Below are 22,687 nucleotides of genomic sequence, written 5' to 3'. Positions count from 1 at the left end.
AGTGAGCCGTTGTGCATGCCACGTATCGCTACTGATTGGCAGGTCGACACTGGGAACGTCGCGCCTAGACAGCATCGTGCGGGGATGCCACTGCAGTCTGGCCAAATCCTGCCGCCATGCCCATGGCGGCAGGGGTCAAATCCTTGTTCGGTTGGGCCAACCTCAGTTGAGGACCTCGCGCCAATGCACGCGGTTAACTTGATTCTTCGGAGGGGCTGAATTGGTATTCTTGAGCTTGTTGGTGCCGTCCGAGCCGCTATACCCCACGGCAGCAGCGCCGCTCGCGGTTTGCACGAGTTGCAAGCCAGTGGGGGCTGCCGTGGTCGTGATGTATTTCATCAACGCTCCGCTGCTATCGGTCAGTACAGATTGCCCGGCGTAGTTGGTGGCATACACCGCACCCTGCAATGAGCAGGGATTGCTGGACGGGATCACTGTGGCCCAGGCCACTACGTTCAAGCCAGCCGTCGCGGCAGGGTTCACCACGATACGTTCCGTGCCGCCATTCGCGCCGCCCGCACTGCCAGTCAGATCGTAGTACCAGCCCAGCCCGTTATCGCCAATGGAAACGCCCTGCGTGAGATCAGTCACTGCGGTCAATGCGTCGCGTGTCAGCGGCAGATTACTGGTGGATGGCGTGGTGTTGGAGCCATCGCGCAGCGCATACATCGTCTGCTGCTGGGTAGTAGTGAGATCGGTGATGTCCAAGAACTGGCCGGTGCCCACGAACACCCAGCGAAGCGTGCTGAGTCCATCCGAGCTGAGGCTGACTTCCACGCGCGGCTGCGTGGTAATTGGCTGCGGGTTGCCCGACGGATCGGTGAGCTGGGCGAACAGCGTCGGCGCAGGATAGTTGCCAGTGAGTGCACCCGAAGAATCCAGCGCGCCCTCGGTCAAATCGAAACGCCACACATCACCCAGCAGATCGCCGGCATAAATCTGATCGACGGTGCCGTCCGTTACGTCCTGTGTATATGCAGCGGCCTGCGCAAGGCCCGCTGGATTAGTGGCGCTGCCCACGCCGGTATCGATCTTTTGCAGGAGAGCACCGGTCTTGGCATTCAAGATGTAGAGAATGCCGTGGCCTGCCAGCTTGCCGCCCGTATTGTTGTAACCGGACGTCATGGCGACGACCCAGCCGTATTTACGGGTCTTGATGATCAGTGGCGTGCCGTAGCTGTAGCCCATGTCTGCATCGGTGAATTCCCACAACACCTTGCCGGCTTGCGTGGTCTCTACCGTGGCGCTGCTGGTGGTATCGATCGCCTGCGGCACTTGGGTTACGTCCAGCGCGTAGATGCCTTTACCGCCTTTACCCAGCCCGCCCACAAGCAAGGTGTGCCAATCCGCGGTGGTGGTGGATGTGCTAGGTGCACTGTTGCCGGTGCCGACATAGGTGAAGTCCACATCCGCCACCTGCGGCGTGGCGTCTACGTAATAGTGGTGATAGAAGTTGTTGGCCGATACGCCGTTGAGATTGGCGAGCGCAGGCAAGCCATCCACCAGCGGCGTGCTGTTGGGGCCGTTGTAGAGCAGGCTAGGCACATAGGCAAACAGTTCGCTGCCGCCACCGGTTACAGCGTTAGTGCTGGTGGCGCCTTGGAAATCCGCCTCAAACGCATGCAGCATGCCGTCGTTGGCGCCGACATAGATCATCGGCTCGCGACTGGCAACGTTGTTGGAGAACGCGGTGTAGCCGGGGTTGTTGGTTTCTGTGTAGGACGGTGACAGCGCACCTTGCACCAGCGCCGCAGCGGAATCGACGATGTCGCCCAGGATATGGCTGCGCACGCGGAACAGCGTGCCCTCGTTACTCTTGTCACCACGCAGGTAATTCACCAGCGCTGCGCCATTGCCGCTGGTATTCATGGCCGACTGCTCACTGGAGGACAGGCTGCTGTAGCGGAACGGCACGCCAGTGCTGCCATTCCAGGTAACGACGCGGCGGCCCGTGTTCCAACCGACGATGGTGGAGTTGGAGGTGGTCTGGGTCAGCGTGTCCAATTGCAATTGCGCATGCCAAGGTGTGGTACCGGCGACCGTGGTGACTGCGCCGGTCGAATCGGTGGTACCCACAAAACCTATCACGTCGCCCGTCCAGGCTACCGGCGTGTAATCCGTGGCGTAGGCGGGAAAACCCGCAGCCGGCGCGTAATACGGTGCGACGTTGGCAGCGACGTTGGAGAGTACGCGCGTGGAGGAGACTGTCAGCCCCGAACCCGTCTGCGACACAGTGGACGCAATATTGTTGAAGATCGCCTGCAAGCCGCTCTGGATCAGATTGGCCTGGTTGCCCGGCAGATAGTTGTCCGGACGCAGATTCTGTGCCGTCGCCGTCGTGTTGTTGGTGTGCCACGTGAGGATGTTGGCGGGAACGCCGTCACCGTTCACGTCATTGAATCCGCCGTACTTGGCTGCCAGCCAGTACATGTTAGGGCCGGCGCCGGAACCGAGGGCTGACGGATTGAAGGTTGGGTCGTTAGCACTGCCGTCGTAGGTGCCGGGTTCCAACACGTCGACGACGTAGCTGGTGATTTTCTGGTTGCCGCTGAGATCGTTGCGGATGTCGTTGATGTGCGCGTAATAAGCTAGGCCTGCCAGGTTGTACGTGGCGGCGCCGGTATCGCTCACTTCCAACATGGTGCCTAGCGAGGAGGTGTTGAGATATTGCGCCATCGTATTCGAAGCAGGCGTGCTGCCTTGCGCCTCGACTAGCGGCAGATTGCCGAGCTTGGTGACGTAGCTGGAGGCATCCAGTGATGTCGCGACAGTGCCGCCCGCGTTCATGGCGCCAAGCGGTGTGCCCGGCGAACCATTGTTGCTTGCCGGTGCGGAGGAGGGCACGCGAGTGTCGTACCACGTGTGCGAGTCGCCAATCACTACGATGGCATTGTTCTGGCACGTGTACTGGATCGGGTCGTTGACGGTGGGATGGTTCGACGAGTTGGCCGGCATGCCGCTAAACGCCGGGAAGGTCGGATCCACACTGTTGCTCTGGCTCAAGCCAGTGGTATAGCTGGCATCCAGCGGTACTTGCATGTAATAGGCGAGCGTGGCCCAGTACAGATCGGCCACGGTGTCGTGCAACTCGTAAGTCCCGTTGTAGCCGAAGTTGTTGAGGTAATTGATCGCACCGCTTTGGGTGAAGGCCACGCTGCCGGGCGCGGAGCCGTAGACCGAGTCGGCAGCATCCGGATTGGTATTGAAAATGCCGGTTTTGGGATTCCATTCCGTATAGGAATTGGTTTGACGCGCGCCATAGCCGTTATAGGAGGTCGGGCCGTTGTCGCGCAGCATCGCGCGTACCACACCATTCGGATGCAGATAGCCATCCTGGAATACGTACGCCGTGGCACCCACGCGCACTTTGGTGTAGTTCTGTTGGATCAGTCCTTCCGGCTTGTTGTACATCCCCGCGCCGACATAGTCGCTCGACTGATGCGCGGCATTGCAATTGCTCTCCAGCATGCCGGGAACGCATACCTGCACGGCTGCGTTATAGGTTGTCGCTATGTTCGGTACGCCGTCGCTGTTTGTGCCGCTATTGTTGAGGGACTTGTTGTTGGAAATGATAAAAGTGGTACCTTGCCCAGCCGATCTCAGGTAGACCAGACCCAACGAAGCATAATTGGTGTCGCCGATCACGGTAGATGGCGATACGTTGGAGAACCGGCCGTTCACGCCGAGCCACTTGACCGGAAAATTCGAAGTGGAACTCTGCGTGGCGTTGAGGTTGGAGCGCAACAGCACTGTGAGGCCGTTGTTATCGATGGAGCGGTTGCCACCGGTCAGTGCTTGGCGGAACTCATCCAGCGCGGTCATCAAGGCCCAATTGAGCATATTGCCGCTCCAGTGCCCGGTGCACACCGGCCCAGACGTATTCACCGGAACGAAATAGCCCGCACCCGTATTGCTGTCATAGTCGTAGCACTTGGTCGGATCGAAATAACCGATGTACGTGTTGCTGGACGAGTAGCCCGAAGAGTTCGTATAGGCGCCTACCGTGCCGGTGGGGTATTCCACCGATAGTGCCAGCATCAGATTGGCCGGCACGTTGGACGTGCTGTAAACCGGAATATCCGACAACGTGGTGCTACCCGCCATCACGTTGCCACATGCCGTCAAGGCCATCATGCCTGCGAGCAGTTTGCCGTTGAGACGAAAATGCTTGAGAGACTTGAGCATGGCCGTTTCCGAAGAATGAGAGGGCTTACGTGGGGACATATAGGTGAGCGACTTCAGCGCAGGATGCTTTGCACGTAAGCGACCGTTCCCTTCCTGCCGTTCACACGCACGGTCAGGCGGAACGGGGCGCTGAAGCCGTTGTTGAACGGTGTCAATTGATCCGACGTCTGATTGGAGGAGTCACCGCCCAGCGCTGATGCCCCCGCCACAATGCAATTGGCCGCGGTAGCGGTCCCTGAGCTTTGGCACAGCCGTTCCACGACGTAATAAATGTCATCGTCGTTGGTGTTCTGTTTGGCCACCGTGCCGACGTTGCCGGTGTCCAGGTTCACCAGCACATTGGGTATGTCGCCGGCAGAGCGCGCCGTCGCCGGTTGCGGTTCCGCGTAATAACCGAGACTGGCCTTGTCGTTGTCGCTGGTGGGCTGGCTGAAGGTGATCTTCTGCTGAGCATCCACATAAGCCTGCTCGGCTTCTTGCAGCGCAGCCTGGCGAAAGGTGAGGCTGCCGGCGACGGTGTTGCTGGTATCCACCGAACGCATCAGCGCCATGGCTGCAAGTAATGACACCACCAGCACGATCAGCGCCATCAGTGTGGAGATCATGCCGTGTTGCCGAAAACGCGAAACCAATGAAATAGGAAAGATGTTCATGGCGTACCGGCCTAGTAGTACTTGGCAACCAGTGCGTTGCGCACCGGAATGGTGGTGTCGTACACCTTGTAGCGGTACTGCGTGCTGGTGGTGACGATGTATTGCACGCTCGGAAGATCCGGGAACAAGGTCAGCGTGGGCTGGCCGCTCGTATAGTCGGTACTGCGCTCCGGTAGCCGGCTTTGCACCACGATGGCTACACGAATGGCCTTGATCTGTTTCATCGCATTGGACGCTGCGCTGGCGCTGGCGGTCAGCGTCGCGATCGACCAGGTGCCGGTTGGTTGCACCCATTGCACCGAGCTGGAACCTGCTTGTTGCACGCCGTACAACGCCTTCATTTGCACGACGCCTTCAGCCAGCGGCGTGACTGCGGCGGCATTGCCGTTCACCGGGCGCTGCAGCAAGTCATACGACACTAGGTTGAGCGAGGACGTATCGATGCCGAACAAGGTAAACGCCGGCGAGGAGCCGAAATCGAACAGATAGTTTGCGGTCTGCAAACCATTCGGCGGGCTGTTCGTAGTGTCGAGCGTAAAGGTGGTGCCAGCCACCTGCGTGGTCGGTGTTGCCGCCGGAACATGCGCCAGCGCGCAGTTACCATTGGAGAGCACGCCTAGTACGTAGTCACCGCTAAGAATCCCCAAACTGTTGCTCACCGCCACGCTGTTGGTAGAGGGAACACTGGTGACCGGAATCTTGAACACCTGCATGGCCGGGTTGCCACCTACCACACCGATGGTGTCCGGTGTGCTGCCGCCACCATAGGCAATGAGCACGGGCATCAGCAGTGTGCTGGCAGGCCAGCCGGACGATTTAAACGGCGCGGGCAGGGCGCCAGAGATCGGCAAGGTTTGCGTTCCGTTCGTGTACGCCGTGACCGGACAACCCCACACGCCATAGTTGTAACCCTGCACGATGCTTGCACCGGCAGTACGCAACTGACGTTCCAACACGTACATGGCATAGCTGCCATTCTGTTGAGCGTCGTTGGTGGTGGTAGTCGTGCGCTTCTTGCCTTCGTACACCGCAAAGGCCGCCATGATCGCCAGCATGCAGAGCATGCTTACCACCAAGCCCACCATCAGCTCGATCAGCGAAAAGCCTTGTTGATGCGGGCGCTTACGGGCCAATGGCTGTCGTGGATACATATTGATGCACGCTGTTGTCGCTGGGGGCTTGCCAATAGAGGGTGACCGTCACCAGGTATTGCGTATTGCTGGAATCGGAGAAGGTCTCTGGAGTGACAGTGATCGTGGGCGGGTTGGTCTTGATGCCAGGTAGGCAGCCGGTCACGGATGGTTTGGTGGAGCAATCGGCGTTGGTAAACCAGGTCACGTAACTGGTGCCGCCGCTACCCTGCTTGCCTTGGTACAGCGTGGCCAACTGAGAGGGCGTGGTAGCCCACATCTGGGCGATGACCTGGTCGGTCAGCAACGCCGCGTTGATGCGATAGTTGGAAGAGCCGGTCATTTCGATGGCTGAGCCCTGCAGCGCCACCATGCCAAGAATGCCGACAGAAAAGATCACGATCGCCACCAACGCATCGATCAGCACGATGCCTCGTTGCGTCAGGGCTATGCGCACATGCTTGTGCACGGATTTCATGGGCACCCCATCGGATTGTTTTTCATGAGGAAGGCGGGGTCGCACATGTTGACCATGCCGCCGGTCGAGATAAGGGTCACCAATCGCCGGCTGGTGGCTTGCATGGAAGCCTGCGCGGCGGTGACATCGATGCGCAGCACTGAGCTGCTGCCATAGGCCGTCGGCCGTCCCAACGCATTGAAGGTAATGCCTGCTGGCACGCCGCCCGTAATCGTGGCGTTACCGAATGTGCCAGCCGCGACATTATTGACGGCTGTGGAAGCGCCCACTTGCACGCTGCTGCCGACATCGGTTGAGTTCCAGGTTTGCACGACACTGGATGCGTTGCTGCAGTCCGATGCGCTGGCCGAACTCGAAGGCAGCACGCATACCTGCCAGTTGCCGGCGGAGTTCAACTGAAAACGTACATAGGCAGCCTGCTGCGCAGCTTCATTGCGTGCCAGCCGCAAACCGTTCTGGATGGATTCACTGACAGTGCGTATGCGCGTGTTCAACGTCCATTGCTGGAAGCTTGGAATACCCAGCACGAGGAGAATCGCCAAGATAGTCACGGTGACCATCAGCTCGATCAGGCTTACGCCGCGCTGGCCTGACGTTGTCACTGGCAGGTTCCCTTGGCGGTGACCCAGCAATTGGTCATCGAGCCGGTATACCAGCCATTGTCACTGGTGGTGGCGCGGGTGTTGTTGTTATCGATGGTGAAGCTGAAGTTGGCGACGGTGGTGCCGGTGTCGCCGGTTGCCGTGATGACGTAGCCGGTCGTGCCGTTTAGCGTGCAGCTATAAGTAAAGTACTTCGACGTGGGCGCGGTGGGACTGAATACGCCGCAGACTGTCGCACTGGAGGTGCTGGCGTACTGGCGGTTGTCTTGATAGAACTGCTCCATCTGCACGCGCAGCGAACTCAGCATGTTCTGCGCATCGGTCAGCTTCCCGCGCGTGATGTAGTTCATATAGGTCGGTATGGCAATCGCCGCAAGAATGGCGATGATCGCCACTACGATCATCAGCTCGATCAAGGTAAAACCTGTTGCCTGCGCGCGGTGCGTGCGTCGTGTGCCCATGGACCGCCCCTGTACGGTTTGGAGCCTGTGCAAAGCTCCGGAAAGTCGCGTCGAAAGAGCGCAAGCGCGCTCGAATGATCCGTCTGATGTCTGCACCATCCGTTCTTTCGCGAATGGTGTTCTGATCATGCGGTTTTGCAGGCGCAGCATCTATCGCTGGAAGGGACAAACTCTTTGTCAATTCAGGACAATGCGATGTTGTCGCGATCTGCTGCACATGGCCTGTGTGGAATTTGTCCTGCATTCGATTCGGCGATAGCACGCTGCGCGCTTGGCACGAAAGGCCATTGATAGCTGTGAGTGCGATGCTGCGGACAGGTTTGTGCAGTCACGTAGGTTGGGGTTTGCACTTCAACCTATGCGAACTGCTTCATTTTTCGGTAAGGGGTTGGGCGTGGTGCGGGTTCTCAAGTGGCCCGCCTGGCCGCCGATAGCCATGATTCCGCCTTCACGCATCCTAGCCTTGTCCCGGACTAGGTTTGCAGGAGTTCGGGGACTGGCTTAATTTGTGCAACCCAGTCGCTCGTGCGGCGGGGCAAATCAGCGTCTGAACAGGGTGACGGAAGATCAATGATTTATAGGGAAGCTCGCTTTATCTCAGTGCGCGCCTGGGCGATGGCAGTCGGTTTGCTAGGCGTGGTTTTGTTGGGTGGTTGCGCAAAGGTGAGCTTTAAGCCGAAGGGTAGCGAACCGTCCACCACTGTACACGGTGCGACATCTGCCACCTCGGAAACCGTCTCCGGCGAAACCTCGTCACGGTTGTCGCTCTCGGCGATCATCAACCGCGATTTGCAAAACGGTCACTACGCGGAAGGTGAGAAGGCGCTGCGGCAGTATCTGCAGGATCATCCGAATGATCGCTCCGCGCAGTTCTTTTTGCGTCAGCTGACCGAAGACCCGAAACAGGCGCTCGGCACGGTATCCAGTCCGCACGTGGTGCAGTCGGGAGAGTCGTACAGCACGTTGGCCGCCAAATATCTGGGCGACCCGAATCTGTTCCTGGTACTTGCGCGCTACAACGGTTCGACCAATCCCGCCTTGATCCGCGTGGGCTCCACCTTGCAGATGCCCGCGTCATCGAATGGTGCCGAGGTTGCAGCGACGCCTACGCCATCTTCCAGTCCTAGTGGCGCTCCTGCAGCAGTTCTCGCCGAACCCGTAGCACCGGTGGTTGTACCGCCAACGCTGCGCGCGCAGCAGTTGGAAAACCAAAGCATTGCCCTGTATCGGCAAGGGCATCATGACCAGGCGCTGGCGTTGTTCGATCAGGCGCTGACCTTGAATCCGCAGCTGAAGTCTTCGGACCCTACCTTCGCGGCCTTAAGCCGGGCTTGGGTGGCCAATTCGCATCAGCAGGCCATGGTGTTTTATCTGGATCAGCATCTGGACCAGGCGATTGCGTTGTGGAATCGCATCCTGGTGGTTGATCCGGGGTACGAGCCGGCGGTTGTTTATCGCACGCGGGCGTTGGAGCTCAAGCAACGGCTGCAACAGTATTAAGTAGGTTGGGGTGCAAACCCCAACCTTGCCGTGCATACATAGATCGCGATGCTGGGATTGGCATCCCAGCCTACAAGCTTCACGCTTTTTCATCCGCGCTTGGCACAACCAGCAACTGCGTCGGTTGCGCTTTCACTGGCTCGTGCTTGTGAACCACTTCAGGTGCGGCGTGCGCATCGCGATGCGTGCCAAGCGTTTCGCCCATCAGATTGAATGCAGCGAACAACCGGCCCAGTTCGTCGCGGCGAACGATGCGGATGCGATGTTGATAATCACCGCGCGCGACGCGCAGCAGTGATGCAACGAGCAGATCAAGCGAGCCGCGTAACTGCCGGAAAAGCCAGTAAGCGGCAACGAGCACCGACGCCAGGGTTGTCAGCAATACCAAGGCGATGACGCCAATGGTTGTGTGTTGCGCAGCTTGCAAGGGCACCTGGCTCACACCAAGTCGTAAGCGACCCACGACCTTGGCTTGATATCGCACTGGCACGTCGAACACGAGTGTGTTTTGCAAACCATGCGTGCCTTCCAGGCGCGCGCGGTAGCTGGTGATGCCATTGAGCATCTGTTGCTGCGCGTCGCCCGTTGCTGCAGGCAAGATCTGATCGTTTTCGCCAGTCTGGGTGCTGGCGATGATCTTGCCGTCGCGATCGGCAATGGCGAGGTAATCGAGCTGTTCGTTGCGCGCCATGTCTTGCACCAGTGCGCGTGTACCGGCATGGTCGCCCATGACGATGTTTTCGGCAGCGCTGCGCGCAATGATCTGTCCCAGTGAACTGCCGAAGTCCTCCGCTAGACCGGTAACGGCCACGTGCTGCTTGCCGTAAATGGCCAACATGCCGAGCAGCAGGACCGCTACCACGGTGGCGCCAAGCACGCTCGCCCAGCGCAGTCCCAACGATTGCAGGCGAGGGTGGGGCAGTTCTTCACGCGATCGCTCATAACTGCGTCGCGCCAGGCGCAAGTCTTCCGCCACTTCGGCGCCGGATTGATAACGCGCATCCGGCAACGGTGCCATCAGCGTGCGGATGATGTCGATCAGGATCGGCGGTGTAGACGGGTCGTGCGGCTTGATCGGTGGTTCGGGCAGCCGCTGGCGTTGCCTCAGAAAGCGTTGCACGTCACCGGAATAGGTCCATGGAAGCCGGCCGGTGACCAGCCAGAACAGCACCACGCCCAACGAAAACAGATCGCTGCTGGCGCCGGCGCGCTCGCCGCGCAAACGCTCGGGCGACATATAGTTCGGCGTGCCGCCGATCTTTCCCAGCGCCGCACCGGATGGCCGGGCGCGCGGTGAGCGGCGTTCGGCAATGCCGAAATCCGCGATCTTCACGTGCCGCCAGCCGTCGAGCAGCATGACGTTGTCGGGCTTGATGTCGTGATGGATCACGCCTTGCGAATGCGCGTAATGCAATGCCGCCGCGAGCTGGCCGACCAGTTCCAGTACCACCGATGTCGGGGGAAGGCCTTGTGATGCCACGCGGTCGGCGAGCGATTCGCCGGACAACTTCTCCATGGCAATGTAAGGACGGCCGTCCTCCGTTTCGCCCGTGTCGAAGATCGTGACGATGTGCGGATGCGTAAGGTGTCCGGCGGCACGCGCCTCCACCAGGAAGCGCTTCCGGTAGTCGGGATCGTCGGCGAAATTGTCGTGCAGGCATTTGATCGCCACCTGCCGCTGGATTTCCCGGTCGAAGCCGGCATAGACGATCGACATGGCTCCTTCGCCGAGGATGCCGTCGATGCGATAACGCCCGATCGTAGCCGGCGTGGCCTGGCTCATGCGCGTGCGGTTAGACCATCCACCAGATGGCACCCGCCAGCGCGGCCAGTCCCAGCAACGCGGCTGCGACATATATATAGCGTCGTGCCGACGAACCTTGCTCGTGGGTCAGGAAGGTAAATTCGGCCTGGCCGAAACGCACCCGGTCGCCATGTGTCAGCACCGTTTCGTGAATGCGTTTGTCGTTGACGAAGGTGCCGTTGGTGGAAAGTGTGTTCATCAGCACGTAATGGCCGTGCTGATTGATGATCCAGGCATGCGTGGCCGACACGCTGGGATCGTTGACGACGATGTTGTTGTCACCGCGCCGGCCGATGGTTTGGCGGCCTTGGAGCAAGGTGAAGCGGCTGCCCTTGAGCGAGCCCTGGGTACCTTCCAGTACCGGCTTGTGCGAGGAAGCCCGGCCATTTGAGGCAAGTGTTTCTTCCAAAGCCAGTTGTTGCATTTCCGCGGCGGACAGCAATTGCGTGCCCTGCGGCCCTGCGCGGAGCCTGCCGTCCTCTGTGGATTGCGGCTGGCCAGTATTCATAGACATCCCAAAAATCCCCTGTTGCGGGGCGAACTATAGCGAAATCGCGGGTAATGGAACATTCGGCCAGTCCGCCGCTGGCGGGTGGACTGTGCGCTGCCGCAATGCTGTACGCCCCTGAGCGGAACGACCAAAAAAGTAAAAATCATCGGATGCCATGAACTTGCTGGTTCCTAGGCAACAAGACATGGCATCCGATGATGCGTAAAAAAAGATAACGGAATGGGACGCACATCACTAAGAGCAACAAGGGACCAATCGCTGTCGATTTGGGCCACGATGACAGATGGGGAGGCTTACGCCACGCTGACATATACGCCCGACTGCCCGACGTTCAGCCGCCGCCTCAAAAATTCAGCTGCCGGCGAGCTTCCTGGTCTTACCGTTGGTCCGCCGCTTGAGCGGTATCCATCCAACTGAGGTGCATCATCATGCGTACCATGCTTCTTGCCGCCCTGGCATTCGGCTTTGCAACAAGCGCATTTGCTGCGCCGCAATCGCACGGCCATGGCACAGGCGGTGGAATGAATCGGGATAGCCACGGTGACACGGTATCGGCCGCAGCCGCCCAGGCGAAGTCGAGCGATACCCGCGTAGGTCCAGCGGTGAGCGATGTAGCGCAGAGCAAGGCCAAAGGAAAGGGCGTAACCGGCGCGACGCACGGCAAGAGCCATACCACCAAGAGTCACGGCAAGCATTAATGGATATGTAGTGTTTGGATACAAAGCCGCGCAATGGACTGCGCGGCTTTTTTAGGGATATCCGCACGCCTTTGTCGGTTGGGATGCAAACCTACGCGGCCTTTTGAATCTCCACTGTCACGTGCACCAGTTCCTCGTGAATCGAAAGATGCTCACGCACTTCGGCAGGCGACACGGGTTCGTTGGTAACGATGCCCAGGATGCACGCGTAGCTTCCGCGTGCGACGCGCCACACGTGCAGATCACAGATTCGCGCGGTGGGCAATTGTTCCGCCACGACTTCGCGAATTTCCTGCACGACCGGCGCGTCCATTTCCGCATCCAGCAAGATCCGTCCTGATTCGCGCAGCAAACTCACCGCCCAGCGTCCCACCAGGAACGAACCGACTACACCCATCACCGGATCAAGCCAGGCGGCGCCGTAAAACTTGCCGCCCAGCAGCGCTATCACAGCAAGCAGTGACGTGGCGGCATCGGCGATCACGTGGATATACGCGGATCGAAGATTCACATCGTGATGACCGTGGTGGTGCACGTGGGCATGTTCATGGCCATGTTCGTGATGATCATGTCCATGATGATCGTGCTCGTCGCGCAACAGCCATGCGCATGCCACGTTGACGATCAAGCCGAGCACGCCGATGACGATGGCTTCGTCGTAATGGATTGGTCCGGGCGTCAGCAGCCGCTCCACCGACTGATAAAGCATCAACACTGCCACCACCGCCAGCATCAGTGCGCTGCTGAACCCGCCAAGGATTTCCACTTTCCACGTGCCAAACGTAAAACGCGGATCATTGGCATAGCGTCTGGCCAGCACGTAAGCAAGCAGCGACATGCCCATCGCCAAGGCATGCGAACTCATGTGCCAGCCGTCGGCGAGCAAGGCCATGGAATTCAGCGCATAGCCCCCGACGATCTCCACCACCATCATGGCCGCTGTGATCAGTACGACGGCGCGGGTGCGTTTTTCCCCGCGAACGTTGCCCTGGTTGAATTGGTGGCTGTGCGCCAGATCGAATGTATCGTTCACCGAACCCTCTCCGGGCTTATACTGGACCCCAGTATATCGAGGGGGCCAAATGTCGCACGTAAAACAGGACAAAAAACTTCTGACGCGCGTTCGCCGCATTGGCGGGCAAGTGCAATCGCTCGAGCGTGCGCTTACCGAGGGGGCCGAGTGCGGCGCCGTGCTGCAGCAGCTTGCAGCCGTGCGCGGGGCGGTGAACGGCTTGATCCTGGAAGTGTTGGAAGGGCATTTGCGTTCACACCTGCAGATAGATCACGCGGAACAGGCGGAAGAACTTGCGCCGGTTGTGGCCGTGCTCAGGAGCTACCTTAAATAAGTGTTGTGCCCGTGGATGCTGGTAATTCACACGCAGGTCGCGGTAACTTCCATGCTTCGTCCGGCCCGACTGGCCGGGTGTTTCATGTTGATGGGAAACGCCTATGCAGACACGCATCAAGCCCACCATGACCGTTTATCCCTGCCGCTCTCGTTCGTCATCCGTCGGCTCGGGCTCCGAACATTCCAACGTCTGGCTTACCTGGGAAGCCCTCGAGCGCGAACACTTCAGTTCCGAAGGCTTGCTAGTCGCCGATTTCTCGCGACCGCTTGAGGTCGATCCGTCCATGGTGAAAAACCATCGTTACGTACCCGAGACGTAGTATTTCGGGACGGCAGTGCATCAGCTCGGGCAAAGTTGTCGACTGTCGTGCATTGAATTTGGCGAGAGGTGGCGCACAAGCGTGTAGGTACTTGCGCTGCTTTTTCGTTTGTCGGTACAGTCCGCATCCTGCGTAAGGAATGTGGCGCAGCTGTTGTTGCCTCGGCCGTCGACCGTCTGCAACGAAAGCATCTGGGTGGTTTGTTAGGGATGATATGACCGACGATGACATCTACGTAGCCGCGTTTTTAAGGCTGATCCGCTTCGCGGAACACCATTCCGATAGCGACGACGTTTATTTTCTGCTGTACGGCGGTCAGCAGCGTTTCACCGATACCAGCAAGCATCCGAACAAGGCCGTGACTGCGTGGGGACGTACCTCGACCGCGGCCGGCGCGTATCAGATTCTGTACGCGACATGGAAAGAAGCGAGGGAGCGCGGCATCGTGACCGATTTTTCCAAGGCATCGCAGGACAAGCTGGCCGTCGAGAAATTACGCAGTCGTCACGCGCTTGGTTACGTGCAACAGGGGGACATCGATCTGGCGATTCCTCTGCTGCGCAAGGAATGGACATCGCTACCCGGTGGTTCGCAATCGAAAATGACCATGGATGAGGCACGAACGCTCTTTTCCAAGTATGCCAATGAAGCGCGCAAGTCATGAGGCTGCGACGTTCTCTGATATTTCTGGTCGCCATCCTCGCTGCCGGTTGCGTGCATGCGAGTCCTCAACCTGCGGCGCCCAAACGAATCACAGCTACCGGTCACCTGAGCTGCGGTGGTGCCAGCCTGACGGTCGAAACGGTGTATCTCGACGTGCCAGACCAGGACTTCCAGCCGCTTTCGCAGCGCATCACGATGCAGCGGCCCGGATCGAATGGTTCCATTGGGTTGCACCACGATGGCCGTCCATTGCGCCAGCCATTCCTGAAAAACACACAGGTTTTGGATGCGGCCGTGAGCGGTTGGACGTGCCTGATGTCTGCCGACGGCAAGGCATACATCTATGTGTCTTATGTCTGTACGGAAAGCGATTTGCGCCCCGATTGCGAGGGTACGTCGCGTGAATGGGGGCGCCTGTTCGATCCACAAGGCAAGGAACTCACTGCGGGTTTTCCTCATGACGGACCGCGTATGTCGGCGCTGATGAAACGGATGGGTCTCGGGCGCTACGAGGACCAGCCCATACCATTGCAGGGCATTGATGATTCGGCCAACCAGTGATGATGGTGTTCCATCGATGCGTTTTCATCATGGGCAAGCTTGTGATCAGGGGCTTTAGTGGCGATGGCGCGCCGTTGCAAGACATCGGCGATTAGACGCGTCAGGTGAGATCAAAATCTCGAAAAGGTATTCGTGATTAATCAGGGGGTTGTCGTAAATATGCCGGAAATGTCGACGGGTTTTCACCAGATTTTCACAGCGCAGATAAGCGTTGCCAGTTGGTGTGATTAAGCATAAATTTAGGCGGGTAACAGGGACTCTTTTTTTACGCGTCGTAACGCATGACTCTGCGGCGGTTACGGTGCGTCCTCCTTTGCTATGCAGGCCCCGGGGGGAGCCGCGTTAGCCGCTTTGTTTCACCTCGGATGTCGGTTGCAAAGTTTGCTCCGTCGGGTGACTCACGTCTGTCATTTGGCTGTAAACCGCCGGACCCGGTGGGTGGATTCGAATGTTGCAGTACCTCTGTAGTTTTTGATCCTTTACAAGGAGACGTCGTATGGCAAAACAAAGTAGTCAGAAATTCATCGCGCGAAATCGCGCGCCTCGTGTGCAGATCGAATACGACGTCGAGGTCTATGGCGCACAGAAAAAGGTGCAGGTGCCTTTTGTCATGGGCGTCATGTCCGACCTGTCCGGCTCCAACAACGCCGAACTGCCAGCGATCGAGGAACGCAAAGCGCTGGAAATCGATGTCGACAACTTCGATAGCCGCTTGCAGGCCATGAAGCCGCGCGTGAGCTTTGCGGTGCCCAACACCTTGACCGGTGAAGGCAACCTCAATGTCGATATCACCTTCGAAAGCATGGACGACTTCTCGCCTGCGGCTGTCGCGCGCAAGGTGGGAGCGGTCGCCAAGCTGCTCGAAGCGCGCACCCAGCTCGCCAACCTCGGCACGTATCTGGACGGCAAGGCCGGCGCGGAAAAACTCATCGCCCAGGCCATCAACGATCCGGCATTGCTGCAATCGCTGGCATCTGCGCCGAAGCCGGAAGGGGAGTAAGCAGTCATGGCAACTGAGAAACTGGCCGAACAAGGCGGTGCCGTACAGACCCTTGAAGCCGGCGATTTCGCCGCGCTGCTGAGCAAGGAATTCAAGCCCAAGAGCGAACGCGCGCGCGAGGAAGTGGAATCCGCAGTGCGCACGCTGGCGGAGCAGGTGTTGAACAAGGCGGACATCGTTTCTGATGATGTCACCCAAACCATCAATGCCTACATCGCCGAGCTGGATCGCAAGATCAGCGAGCAGCTCAACCTGGTCATGCACCACCCGGATTTCCAGAAGCTGGAAAGCGCTTGGCGCGGCCTGCATTACCTGGTCAACAACACGGAGACGGATCAGCTGCTGAAGATCCGCGTGTTCAACATCTCCAAGAAGGAACTTGGCAAAACGCTCAAGCGTTACAAGGGCACGGCGTGGGACCAGAGCCCGATCTTCAAGAAGGTCTACGAAGAGGAATACGGTCAGCTGGGCGGCGAGCCGTATGGCTGCCTGGTCGGTGACTACTATTTCGATCACAGTCCGCCGGACGTCGAGTTGCTGGCCGGCATTTCCCAGGTCGCAGCCGCTGCGCATGCACCGTTCATCGCCGCCGCCGATTCCAAGCTAATGGCCATGGACAACTGGAACGAGCTGGCCAACCCGCGTGATCTGGCGAAGATCTTCTCGACGCCCGATTACGCCGCATGGCGTTCGTTGCGCGAATCGGATGACGCCAAGTACCTCGGCCTGGCCATGCCGCGCACGCTGGCCCGTCTGCCGTACGGTGCCAAGACCAACCCGATTGACGAGTTCGATTTCGAAGAAGACACCACCGGCGCCGACTCGTCCAAGTACACCTGGCAAAACGCCGCCTACGCGATGGCGGTGAACATCAACCGCTCATTCAAGGAATACGGTTGGTGCTCGCGCATTCGCGGCATCGAATCCGGCGGTGCGGTGGAAGGTTTGCCCGTGCACACCTTCCCGACCGACGACGGTGGCGTGGACATGAAGTGCCCCACCGAAATCGCCATCACCGACCGCCGCTCGGCGGAGCTGGACAAGATGGGCCTGATGCCGCTGGTCCATCGCAAGAACTCCGACATGGCAGCCTTCATCAGCGCACAGTCGTTGGCGAAGCCTGAGGAATACGACAACCCCGACGCCACAGCGAATGCGGCACTGGCTGCGCGCCTGCCGTACATGTTCGCCTGCTGCCGTTTCGCGCATTACCTGAAGTGCATCGTGCGCGACAAGATCGGTTCGTTCAGCACCCGCGAGTCGGTGGAAAAATGGCTCACCAACTGGATCAGCCAGTACATCGATGGTGATCCGCAGAACTCCAGCGAAGAAACCAAGGCGCGCAAGCCGCTCTCGGCGGCGGAAGTGGTGGTCGAAGAGGTCGAAGGCGCGCCTGGTTATTACAGTTCGAAGTTTTACCTCAAGCCGCATTACCAGCTTGAGGGTTTGACCGTGTCGTTGCGCCTGGTCTCGCGTCTGCCGTCGGCGGCGAAGGCTTGAATCAGGAAGTAGTGCTGTAAAAGGAGCCGCCAGTGTGGCGGTAGCCATCATCAATCAGGTAACCGAGGAGAGGTTTCATGGCATTCGACATGCATATCAAGTTTGAGGGCGGCAGTGTTCAGGTCAAGGGTGCTTCCAATCACAAGAAGCACAAGGGCGAAGTGCCGATCCTGGCTTGGTCGTGGGGCGTGAGCAACACCGGCGATTTGCACTCCGGTGCAGGTTCAGCCAGTGGCGGCAAGGCTCACGTGCAGGACATTTCGGTCACCAAGTACGTGGACGGTTGCTCCAACGCTCTGTTGCAGGCTTGCGCCACCGGTGCGCGCATTGAAAAGGCCACACTGTATGTGACCAACGCCACCGGCGAGCAGACCGACTTCCTCACCATCGAGCTGAGCGAAGGCGTGCTGGTCACCTCCGTGTCCACCGGCGGCAGCGGTGGCGAGGATCGCCTCACCGAGAACGTCACGCTGCACTTCGGCAAGTTCAAGTACTCGTTCCAGCCGCAGGACGACAAGGGCGGCAAGGACGGCGGCACGAAGGACTTCACCTTCGACATGCAGCAGGTCGCCAAGGCTTAAGCCTGATCCGGCTTTTGTACTGACCTCGGTAACAGCTGCCGGGGATTTTGCTGGCGACATGTGGCGTTGCGCGAAGCTCGATCTACCCACGAGCTTCGAGCAACGCCACCCTAACCCTCCCTTGCATGCATGGGAGGGCAGTGGGGTTTACTTCGCCAAAAATCCCTGTCCTTCCGGAATGCAGGGTAGGAGCCTGTTCACGATCTTTTCGTGGCCCGCGCCGCACCCGTTTGAGTGCAGGGCAAGGAGGAACGAGTGAGGTGTATGTCGATACATGAGCGAGTGAGGACGCCGCCCTGCACTCAAACGGGTGCGGCCCTATGGGTTGCTTCTGAGCGGGAGCCAGGGAACAGCGCGCGGCTTGACCAGACAGCCAGTCAGGCGCTGCGCCGCGCGCTGTTCCCTGGCTCCCGCTCAGAAGCAACGCGGGCTACGAAAAGATCGTGAACAGGCTCCTGGACATGACTCCCGAAAACATGCTGAAAGAAGGCCGCCTCGACGAGGCGTTGCAGGGTTTGACCGCGCAGGTGCGTGGCAATCCAGCCGATGCAAAGGCGCGAGTGTTTCTGTTTCAGCTGCTGTCGCTGTTGGGGCAGTGGGAGCGTGCGCAAACGCAGCTAAAGGTGAGCGGCGAACTGGATCCTGGCAATACGCTGATGGTTGGCGCATACAGCCGCGCCCTGCAAGGTGAGTTGGAACGCAATGCTGTGATCAGCGGCGCACGTGCGCCATTGGTGATCGGCGAACCTGCGCAATGGCTCGCGCTGCTGCTGCAGTCGCTGAAGCTGATCGGGGAGGGGCGTTATGCACAGGCGTTGCCGCTGCGCGATCAAGCCTTCGAAGAAGCCGAAGCGGTAAGTGGCAACATCGATGGGGTGCCATTCGAGTGGCTTGCCGATGCAGATCCACGTTTTGGCCCGTGTTTGGAAGTCGTCGTCAACGGCGGCTATTCGTGGGTTCCGTTTGCACGCATTCGCGAATTGAAGTTCGAAGCACCAACTGATCTGCGCGACAAGGTTTGGGCGCCAGTGCAGATCACCTGGAGCAACGGCGGTGAAGCAATCGGCTTCGTGCCATGTCGCTATCCGGGTTCGGAGCGTGCTCAGGACAGCGATGTAGTGCTCGCGCGCAAGACCGAATGGGTTGACCTCGGCAACGAATACTTTGTGGGATCCGGCCAGCGCATGCTGGCGACGGATGCCGGCGAATATCCGTTGCTGGATATCCGCACCATTTCCTTTAATACCTAACCGGGCTCTGCACATGGCCGAGCTGACCACCCAGGAACGCCTGCAGCCCTCATTGCTTGATCGGCTGGCCGATGACGAACCGGCGAGAAAGGAAGAGAGCCGCGAGAAGCGCGTGATTTCCGCCACGCGGCTGCGCGATTGCGTGGCGCGCGATATCTCCTGGCTGCTCAATTGCGTAAACCTGGGGTTGGACGACCAACTGGCCGATTATCCGGACGTGGCTCGTTCGGTGCTCAATTTTGGCATTCCCGATCTCACCGGCTCGGCCGTGGCAGGTGTCGATCCCAAAGTGCTGCAGCGGCAGATCAGGGACGCCATCCTGGCGTTCGAGCCACGGCTTACGGCGAACACCTTGCGCGTGGTGGTCAATGCCGATCTCAAGCGCATGGATCACCAATCGCTTACGTTCAACATCGAATCGGAGATGTGGGCGCAGCCGATTCCGTTGAATCTTTATCTCAAGACTGAAGTGGACCTGGAAACGGGCAAGTTCAACGTTTCGGAGAGCTTTGGCTGATGGACCCGCGACTGCTGCGCTACTACAACCGCGAGCTGCAACACGTCCGGGAGATGGGCGCGGAATTCGCGCGCGAATATCCCAAGATTGCCGGCCGCCTCGGCATGGAAGGCTTCGAGTGCGCCGACCCGTATGTGGAACGCCTGCTGGAGGGTTTTGCCTTCCTGGCAGCACGCATCCAGCTGAAGCTCGACGCGCAGTATCCGGTGTTCACGCAACACCTGATGGAGATGATTTACCCGCACTACCTGGCACCGATTCCATCGATGGCGGTGGTGCAGCTGAATCCTGATACGAAAGAAAGTGCGCTGGCTACCGGTTACACCGTTGCGCGCAATACCGCGTTGCGCAGTCTGATCGCCAACGACGATCGCACCGCCTGCGAATACCGCACCGCGCACGATGTCACCCTGTGGCCGCTGGAACTGGTTGAAGCCAAATACTTTGAAACACCGGCCGCCATTGCCGCGGCCAGTGTGCCTATCCCGGCTGGCAAGACGGTGCGCGCTGGCCTGCGCCTGAAATTCGTCATCACCGCCGGCGCACAAGCCAACATGCTGGCGATGGACGAACTGCCGATCTTCATTGCTGGCGCCGACGAATTGCCCAAGCGGCTGTATGAGCAACTGTTGGGCAACGCGCAAGGCTTTGTGGTGCGGATGCCGAGTCCAAGCGGCATGCTGGTCGAACACTTCGATGCATCGGCCATTCGCGACAAGGGCTTTGCCGACGACGAGGCCTTGCTGCCGTATTCCGACCGTTCCTTCAGCGGCTATCGCCTGCTGCAGGAATATTTCTCCTGCCCGGAGCGCTTTCTGTTCGCCGTATTCACCGGCTTGAAGCAGGTGCTCTCACGTTCGCAGGCCACCGAGTTTGATCTCACGATCTTCTTCGATCGCAGTGTCACTCGGCTGCACAACGCCGTCGACACCAGCAATTTCCGCCTGTTCTGCACGCCGGCCATCAATTTGTTTCCGCGCCGCGCCGACCGCATTCATCTGCAACAAGGCAAAACCGAATACCACGTGCTGGCCGATCGCACGCGGCCGATGGATTTCGAGGTGCACAGCGTCCATCAAGTGGAAGGCTTTGGCGACAGGCAGGAGCCCGAACAACGGTTCCAACCTTTCTACGGTTGCGACGAGCGCGTGTGGCACAGCGGCAACGCTGCGTTCTATACCTTGAGGCGCGAACCACGATTGTTATCCGCGCGGCAGAAGCTGCAGGGGGCACGATCCAGTTACGTTGGCAGTGAAATATTCATGTCGTTGGTGGACGCCAACGACGCGCCGTACTCAACCCAGTTGCGGCAAGTTGGCATGATGCTGATGTGCACCAATCGCGATCTTCCGCTGCAGATGCCGGTGGGTAAATCGCGAACCGATTTCACGCTGGAAACCGGTGCGCCGGTGGCGTCCATTCGCTGCGTGGCCGGTCCCACCAAGCCTCGCGCGCCCGCTGCACATGGCGAGACTGCGTGGCGGCTGCTCAGCCACCTGCAGCTCAATTACGTATCGCTGTTAGGTGAAGGCGGCGAGGAAGGCGCGGCCGCTTTGCGCGAAATGCTGACCTTGTACTGCGATGAATTCGATGCTGGCGCGCGCCGACAGATTGAAGGCGTGAAAGCAGTCAGTTCCAAATCGGTAGTCCGGCGTATTCCGGTTCCAGGGCCGATCTCTTTCGGGCACGGCCTGGAAATTACTTTGACCTGTGATGACGGAGCTTTCGAAGGCACGGGAGCCTTCCTGCTTGGTTCGGTGATGCAGCATTTCTTCGCGCGCTACGTCTCGGTGAATTCATTTACCGAAACCGTACTGCGCACTCTGGAGCGCAATGAGGTGGCTCGATGGTCGGCACGACTCGGCAAACGCCAGATCTTGTAGCGCTGCAGAATGCGCTGCGCGATCAGCCGGAAGCCTTCGAGTTTTTCGAAGCGCTGCGCTGGCTCGAATGCGCGTATCCGGACAAGCCCCGTTTCGGGCATTCCGCCAAACCGGCGGAAGACGCCGTGCGTTTGTGCCAAACGCCTTCGCTGGCCTTCGCGCCACGCACCGTGGAACGCTTCGATCAGCAGGCGGAAGGCAAGCCGCCGCGCATGTATGGCCTGTTCTTCGGCCTGTTCGGACCCAATGCGCCATTGCCATTGCACCTGACTGAGTATGCGCTCGAGCGCAAGCACCACGAGCGGGACAGCACATTCGTCGCGTTCGCCGACATCTTCCATCACCGTATGCTGAGCCTGTTCTACCGCGCCTGGGCAGATGCACAGCCCACGGTGCAGTTGGATCGCCCCGGCGAAGATCGCTTCAGTCTCTACATGGGCGCACTGGTGGGATTGTCGACACCCAATTTGCAGTCGCGCGATGCCTTGCCGGACCGCTACAAGCATTTCTTCGCAGGGCGCTTGCTGGCGCAAGCACGGAATGCGGAAGGCTTGAAGCATCTTCTCGAACATTTCTTTGGCATCCCCGTGCGTGTTGTCGAGTTCGTTGCTGATTGGATGCGCTTGCCTGGCACGGCGCACCTGAAGCTCGGGCAATCACGCGAAGTTGCCGGCCTCGGCACGACGGCCGTGCTGGGCGAATACGTGTGGGGCGCGCAACAACGTTTCCGCTTGCGGTTGGGACCGTTGACGCGCGCCGAGTTCAGCAACTTTCTGCCAGGCGGCGAAGCGCTGCGGCAGTTGATTGCAGCAGTGAAGACGTACGTCGGTGAAGAGAAGGTGTGGGACGTGCAACTTGTGCTCAAGCAAGAGGAAGTGCCGACTACACGTTTAGGGCAGAACGGGCGCATGGGGTTGACCACCTGGTTGGGGCAGCCGCAGCGCAAAGCGGATAACGATGATGTGGTGTTGAGGCCAGTGGGATAGGGCGCCGGTCAAATCGGCGTTGCAATGGAAGTCCGGCATTAAAGGGAAGTACGAAG

At 59.2% G+C, this 22,687-nt stretch carries 22 protein-coding genes; 13 read left to right on the top strand and 9 right to left on the bottom strand.

Features of this window, described 5'->3' with window-relative positions; genetic code table 11:
• Positions 1 to 162 precede the first annotated feature (162 nt).
• From QQJ86_RS00910 to QQJ86_RS00885, 6 genes are read right to left on the bottom strand one after another with little or no spacing between them, the layout of a single operon-like run.
• Positions 163 to 4,185 carry a pilus assembly protein gene (locus QQJ86_RS00910; protein WP_284319010.1) on the bottom strand — a complete coding sequence of 1,341 codons (4,023 nt, stop codon included), beginning with the start codon at positions 4,183 to 4,185 and terminating at the stop codon, positions 163 to 165.
• 53 nt (positions 4,186 to 4,238) lie between these two features.
• On the bottom strand, positions 4,239 to 4,838 hold the full coding sequence (locus QQJ86_RS00905) for a pilus assembly PilX family protein (protein ID WP_284319009.1): 600 nt from the start codon (positions 4,836 to 4,838) through the stop codon (positions 4,239 to 4,241).
• 11 nt (positions 4,839 to 4,849) lie between these two features.
• Positions 4,850 to 5,971, bottom strand: coding sequence for a PilW family protein (locus tag QQJ86_RS00900; RefSeq protein WP_284319008.1), 1,122 nt, complete (start codon positions 5,969 to 5,971; stop codon positions 4,850 to 4,852).
• Complete coding sequence (locus QQJ86_RS00895) at positions 5,961 to 6,446, bottom strand: PilV family protein (protein ID WP_284319007.1); 486 nt, start codon at positions 6,444 to 6,446, stop codon at positions 5,961 to 5,963. Before QQJ86_RS00895 ends, QQJ86_RS00900 begins: the two co-directional genes overlap by 11 nt.
• A complete protein-coding gene (locus tag QQJ86_RS00890; protein ID WP_284319006.1) occupies positions 6,443 to 7,048 on the bottom strand; it encodes a pilus assembly FimT family protein in 606 nt (201 codons plus the stop codon). The genes QQJ86_RS00895 and QQJ86_RS00890 overlap by 4 nt, the downstream gene beginning before the upstream one ends.
• Positions 7,045 to 7,509 carry a type IV pilin protein gene (locus QQJ86_RS00885; RefSeq protein WP_284319005.1) on the bottom strand — a complete coding sequence of 155 codons (465 nt, stop codon included), beginning with the start codon at positions 7,507 to 7,509 and terminating at the stop codon, positions 7,045 to 7,047. The genes QQJ86_RS00890 and QQJ86_RS00885 overlap by 4 nt, the downstream gene beginning before the upstream one ends.
• A gap of 570 nt (positions 7,510 to 8,079) precedes the next feature.
• Here QQJ86_RS00885 and QQJ86_RS00880 point away from each other — a divergent pair.
• Complete coding sequence (locus QQJ86_RS00880; protein ID WP_284319004.1) at positions 8,080 to 9,009, top strand: tetratricopeptide repeat protein; 930 nt, start codon at positions 8,080 to 8,082, stop codon at positions 9,007 to 9,009.
• A 79-nt stretch (positions 9,010 to 9,088) separates the two neighbouring features.
• Here QQJ86_RS00880 and QQJ86_RS00875 read toward each other — a convergent pair whose 3' ends face one another.
• Positions 9,089 to 10,792, bottom strand: coding sequence for a protein kinase domain-containing protein (locus QQJ86_RS00875; protein ID WP_284319003.1), 1,704 nt, complete (start codon positions 10,790 to 10,792; stop codon positions 9,089 to 9,091).
• A gap of 10 nt (positions 10,793 to 10,802) precedes the next feature.
• Positions 10,803 to 11,327: an FHA domain-containing protein gene (locus QQJ86_RS00870; protein WP_284319002.1), complete on the bottom strand. Its 525-nt coding sequence runs from the start codon at positions 11,325 to 11,327 to the stop codon at positions 10,803 to 10,805.
• Between the two features lie 425 nt (positions 11,328 to 11,752).
• Here QQJ86_RS00870 and QQJ86_RS00865 point away from each other — a divergent pair, with 425 nt between their 5' ends.
• A complete protein-coding gene (locus QQJ86_RS00865) occupies positions 11,753 to 12,022 on the top strand; it encodes a hypothetical protein (protein WP_284319001.1) in 270 nt (89 codons plus the stop codon).
• 91 nt (positions 12,023 to 12,113) lie between these two features.
• Here QQJ86_RS00865 and dmeF read toward each other — a convergent pair whose 3' ends face one another.
• The gene (dmeF, locus tag QQJ86_RS00860) at positions 12,114 to 13,055 is read right to left on the bottom strand and encodes a CDF family Co(II)/Ni(II) efflux transporter DmeF (RefSeq protein WP_284319000.1); all 942 of its coding nucleotides are present in this window, start codon (positions 13,053 to 13,055) and stop codon (positions 12,114 to 12,116) included.
• Positions 13,056 to 13,104: 49 nt separating this feature from the next.
• Here dmeF and QQJ86_RS00855 point away from each other — a divergent pair, with 49 nt between their 5' ends.
• The 11 genes from QQJ86_RS00855 to tssG all read left to right on the top strand — a co-directional run bounded on the left by QQJ86_RS00855 (position 13,105) and on the right by tssG (position 22,631).
• Positions 13,105 to 13,368: a metal/formaldehyde-sensitive transcriptional repressor gene (locus QQJ86_RS00855; protein WP_284318999.1), complete on the top strand. Its 264-nt coding sequence runs from the start codon at positions 13,105 to 13,107 to the stop codon at positions 13,366 to 13,368.
• A gap of 103 nt (positions 13,369 to 13,471) precedes the next feature.
• Positions 13,472 to 13,690: a hypothetical protein gene (locus QQJ86_RS00850; RefSeq protein ID WP_284318998.1), complete on the top strand. Its 219-nt coding sequence runs from the start codon at positions 13,472 to 13,474 to the stop codon at positions 13,688 to 13,690.
• Positions 13,691 to 13,904: 214 nt separating this feature from the next.
• Positions 13,905 to 14,354, top strand: a complete 450-nt coding sequence (locus tag QQJ86_RS00845) for a glycoside hydrolase family 24 protein (protein WP_284318997.1) — start codon at positions 13,905 to 13,907, stop codon at positions 14,352 to 14,354.
• Positions 14,351 to 14,914 carry a hypothetical protein gene (locus tag QQJ86_RS00840; RefSeq protein ID WP_284318996.1) on the top strand — a complete coding sequence of 188 codons (564 nt, stop codon included), beginning with the start codon at positions 14,351 to 14,353 and terminating at the stop codon, positions 14,912 to 14,914. Before QQJ86_RS00845 ends, QQJ86_RS00840 begins: the two co-directional genes overlap by 4 nt.
• Before the next feature lie 496 nt (positions 14,915 to 15,410).
• Positions 15,411 to 15,914: a type VI secretion system contractile sheath small subunit gene (gene tssB, locus QQJ86_RS00835; RefSeq protein WP_284318995.1), complete on the top strand. Its 504-nt coding sequence runs from the start codon at positions 15,411 to 15,413 to the stop codon at positions 15,912 to 15,914.
• 6 nt (positions 15,915 to 15,920) lie between these two features.
• Entirely contained in the window at positions 15,921 to 17,414 is a 1,494-nt protein-coding gene (gene tssC / locus QQJ86_RS00830) for a type VI secretion system contractile sheath large subunit (protein WP_284318994.1), read from the top strand.
• A 77-nt stretch (positions 17,415 to 17,491) separates the two neighbouring features.
• Positions 17,492 to 17,995: an Hcp family type VI secretion system effector gene (locus tag QQJ86_RS00825; protein ID WP_284318993.1), complete on the top strand. Its 504-nt coding sequence runs from the start codon at positions 17,492 to 17,494 to the stop codon at positions 17,993 to 17,995.
• A 455-nt stretch (positions 17,996 to 18,450) separates the two neighbouring features.
• On the top strand, positions 18,451 to 19,245 hold the full coding sequence (locus QQJ86_RS00820; protein ID WP_284319034.1) for a type VI secretion system accessory protein TagJ: 795 nt from the start codon (positions 18,451 to 18,453) through the stop codon (positions 19,243 to 19,245).
• Positions 19,246 to 19,258: 13 nt separating this feature from the next.
• The gene (gene tssE, locus QQJ86_RS00815; RefSeq protein WP_284318992.1) at positions 19,259 to 19,762 is read left to right on the top strand and encodes a type VI secretion system baseplate subunit TssE; all 504 of its coding nucleotides are present in this window, start codon (positions 19,259 to 19,261) and stop codon (positions 19,760 to 19,762) included.
• Complete coding sequence (gene tssF, locus QQJ86_RS00810) at positions 19,762 to 21,645, top strand: type VI secretion system baseplate subunit TssF (RefSeq protein WP_284318991.1); 1,884 nt, start codon at positions 19,762 to 19,764, stop codon at positions 21,643 to 21,645. Before tssE ends, tssF begins: the two co-directional genes overlap by 1 nt.
• The gene (tssG, locus tag QQJ86_RS00805; protein ID WP_284318990.1) at positions 21,609 to 22,631 is read left to right on the top strand and encodes a type VI secretion system baseplate subunit TssG; all 1,023 of its coding nucleotides are present in this window, start codon (positions 21,609 to 21,611) and stop codon (positions 22,629 to 22,631) included. Before tssF ends, tssG begins: the two co-directional genes overlap by 37 nt.
• Positions 22,632 to 22,687 lie beyond the last annotated feature (56 nt).

It is taken from the genome of Dyella acidisoli (genome assembly GCF_030160295.1).
Taxonomy (GTDB): Bacteria; Pseudomonadota; Gammaproteobacteria; order Xanthomonadales; family Rhodanobacteraceae; genus Dyella_B; species Dyella_B acidisoli.
The sequence above is the reverse complement of the archived record's forward strand: the minus strand, read 5'-3'. Positions and strand labels throughout refer to the sequence as shown.

Excerpts from the sequence above, each read along its gene's own strand:
- QQJ86_RS00910 (WP_284319010.1), bottom strand. The coding sequence starts at position 4,185 with ATGCTCAAGTCTCTCAAGCATTTTCGTCTCAACGGCAAACTGCTCGCA.
- QQJ86_RS00905 (WP_284319009.1), bottom strand. The coding sequence starts at position 4,838 with ATGAACATCTTTCCTATTTCATTGGTTTCGCGTTTTCGGCAACACGGC.
- QQJ86_RS00895 (WP_284319007.1), bottom strand. The coding sequence starts at position 6,446 with ATGAAATCCGTGCACAAGCATGTGCGCATAGCCCTGACGCAACGAGGC.
- QQJ86_RS00885 (WP_284319005.1), bottom strand. The coding sequence starts at position 7,509 with ATGGGCACACGACGCACGCACCGCGCGCAGGCAACAGGTTTTACCTTG.
- QQJ86_RS00880 (WP_284319004.1), top strand. The coding sequence starts at position 8,080 with ATGATTTATAGGGAAGCTCGCTTTATCTCAGTGCGCGCCTGGGCGATG.
- QQJ86_RS00875 (WP_284319003.1), bottom strand. The coding sequence starts at position 10,792 with ATGAGCCAGGCCACGCCGGCTACGATCGGGCGTTATCGCATCGACGGC.
- QQJ86_RS00870 (WP_284319002.1), bottom strand. The coding sequence starts at position 11,327 with ATGTCTATGAATACTGGCCAGCCGCAATCCACAGAGGACGGCAGGCTC.
- QQJ86_RS00865 (WP_284319001.1), top strand. The coding sequence starts at position 11,753 with ATGCGTACCATGCTTCTTGCCGCCCTGGCATTCGGCTTTGCAACAAGC.
- QQJ86_RS00855 (WP_284318999.1), top strand. The coding sequence starts at position 13,105 with ATGTCGCACGTAAAACAGGACAAAAAACTTCTGACGCGCGTTCGCCGC.
- QQJ86_RS00850 (WP_284318998.1), top strand. The coding sequence starts at position 13,472 with ATGCAGACACGCATCAAGCCCACCATGACCGTTTATCCCTGCCGCTCT.
- QQJ86_RS00845 (WP_284318997.1), top strand. The coding sequence starts at position 13,905 with ATGACCGACGATGACATCTACGTAGCCGCGTTTTTAAGGCTGATCCGC.
- QQJ86_RS00840 (WP_284318996.1), top strand. The coding sequence starts at position 14,351 with ATGAGGCTGCGACGTTCTCTGATATTTCTGGTCGCCATCCTCGCTGCC.
- tssB (WP_284318995.1), top strand. The coding sequence starts at position 15,411 with ATGGCAAAACAAAGTAGTCAGAAATTCATCGCGCGAAATCGCGCGCCT.
- tssC (WP_284318994.1), top strand. The coding sequence starts at position 15,921 with ATGGCAACTGAGAAACTGGCCGAACAAGGCGGTGCCGTACAGACCCTT.
- QQJ86_RS00825 (WP_284318993.1), top strand. The coding sequence starts at position 17,492 with ATGGCATTCGACATGCATATCAAGTTTGAGGGCGGCAGTGTTCAGGTC.
- tssE (WP_284318992.1), top strand. The coding sequence starts at position 19,259 with ATGGCCGAGCTGACCACCCAGGAACGCCTGCAGCCCTCATTGCTTGAT.
- tssF (WP_284318991.1), top strand. The coding sequence starts at position 19,762 with ATGGACCCGCGACTGCTGCGCTACTACAACCGCGAGCTGCAACACGTC.
- tssG (WP_284318990.1), top strand. The coding sequence starts at position 21,609 with ATGGTCGGCACGACTCGGCAAACGCCAGATCTTGTAGCGCTGCAGAAT.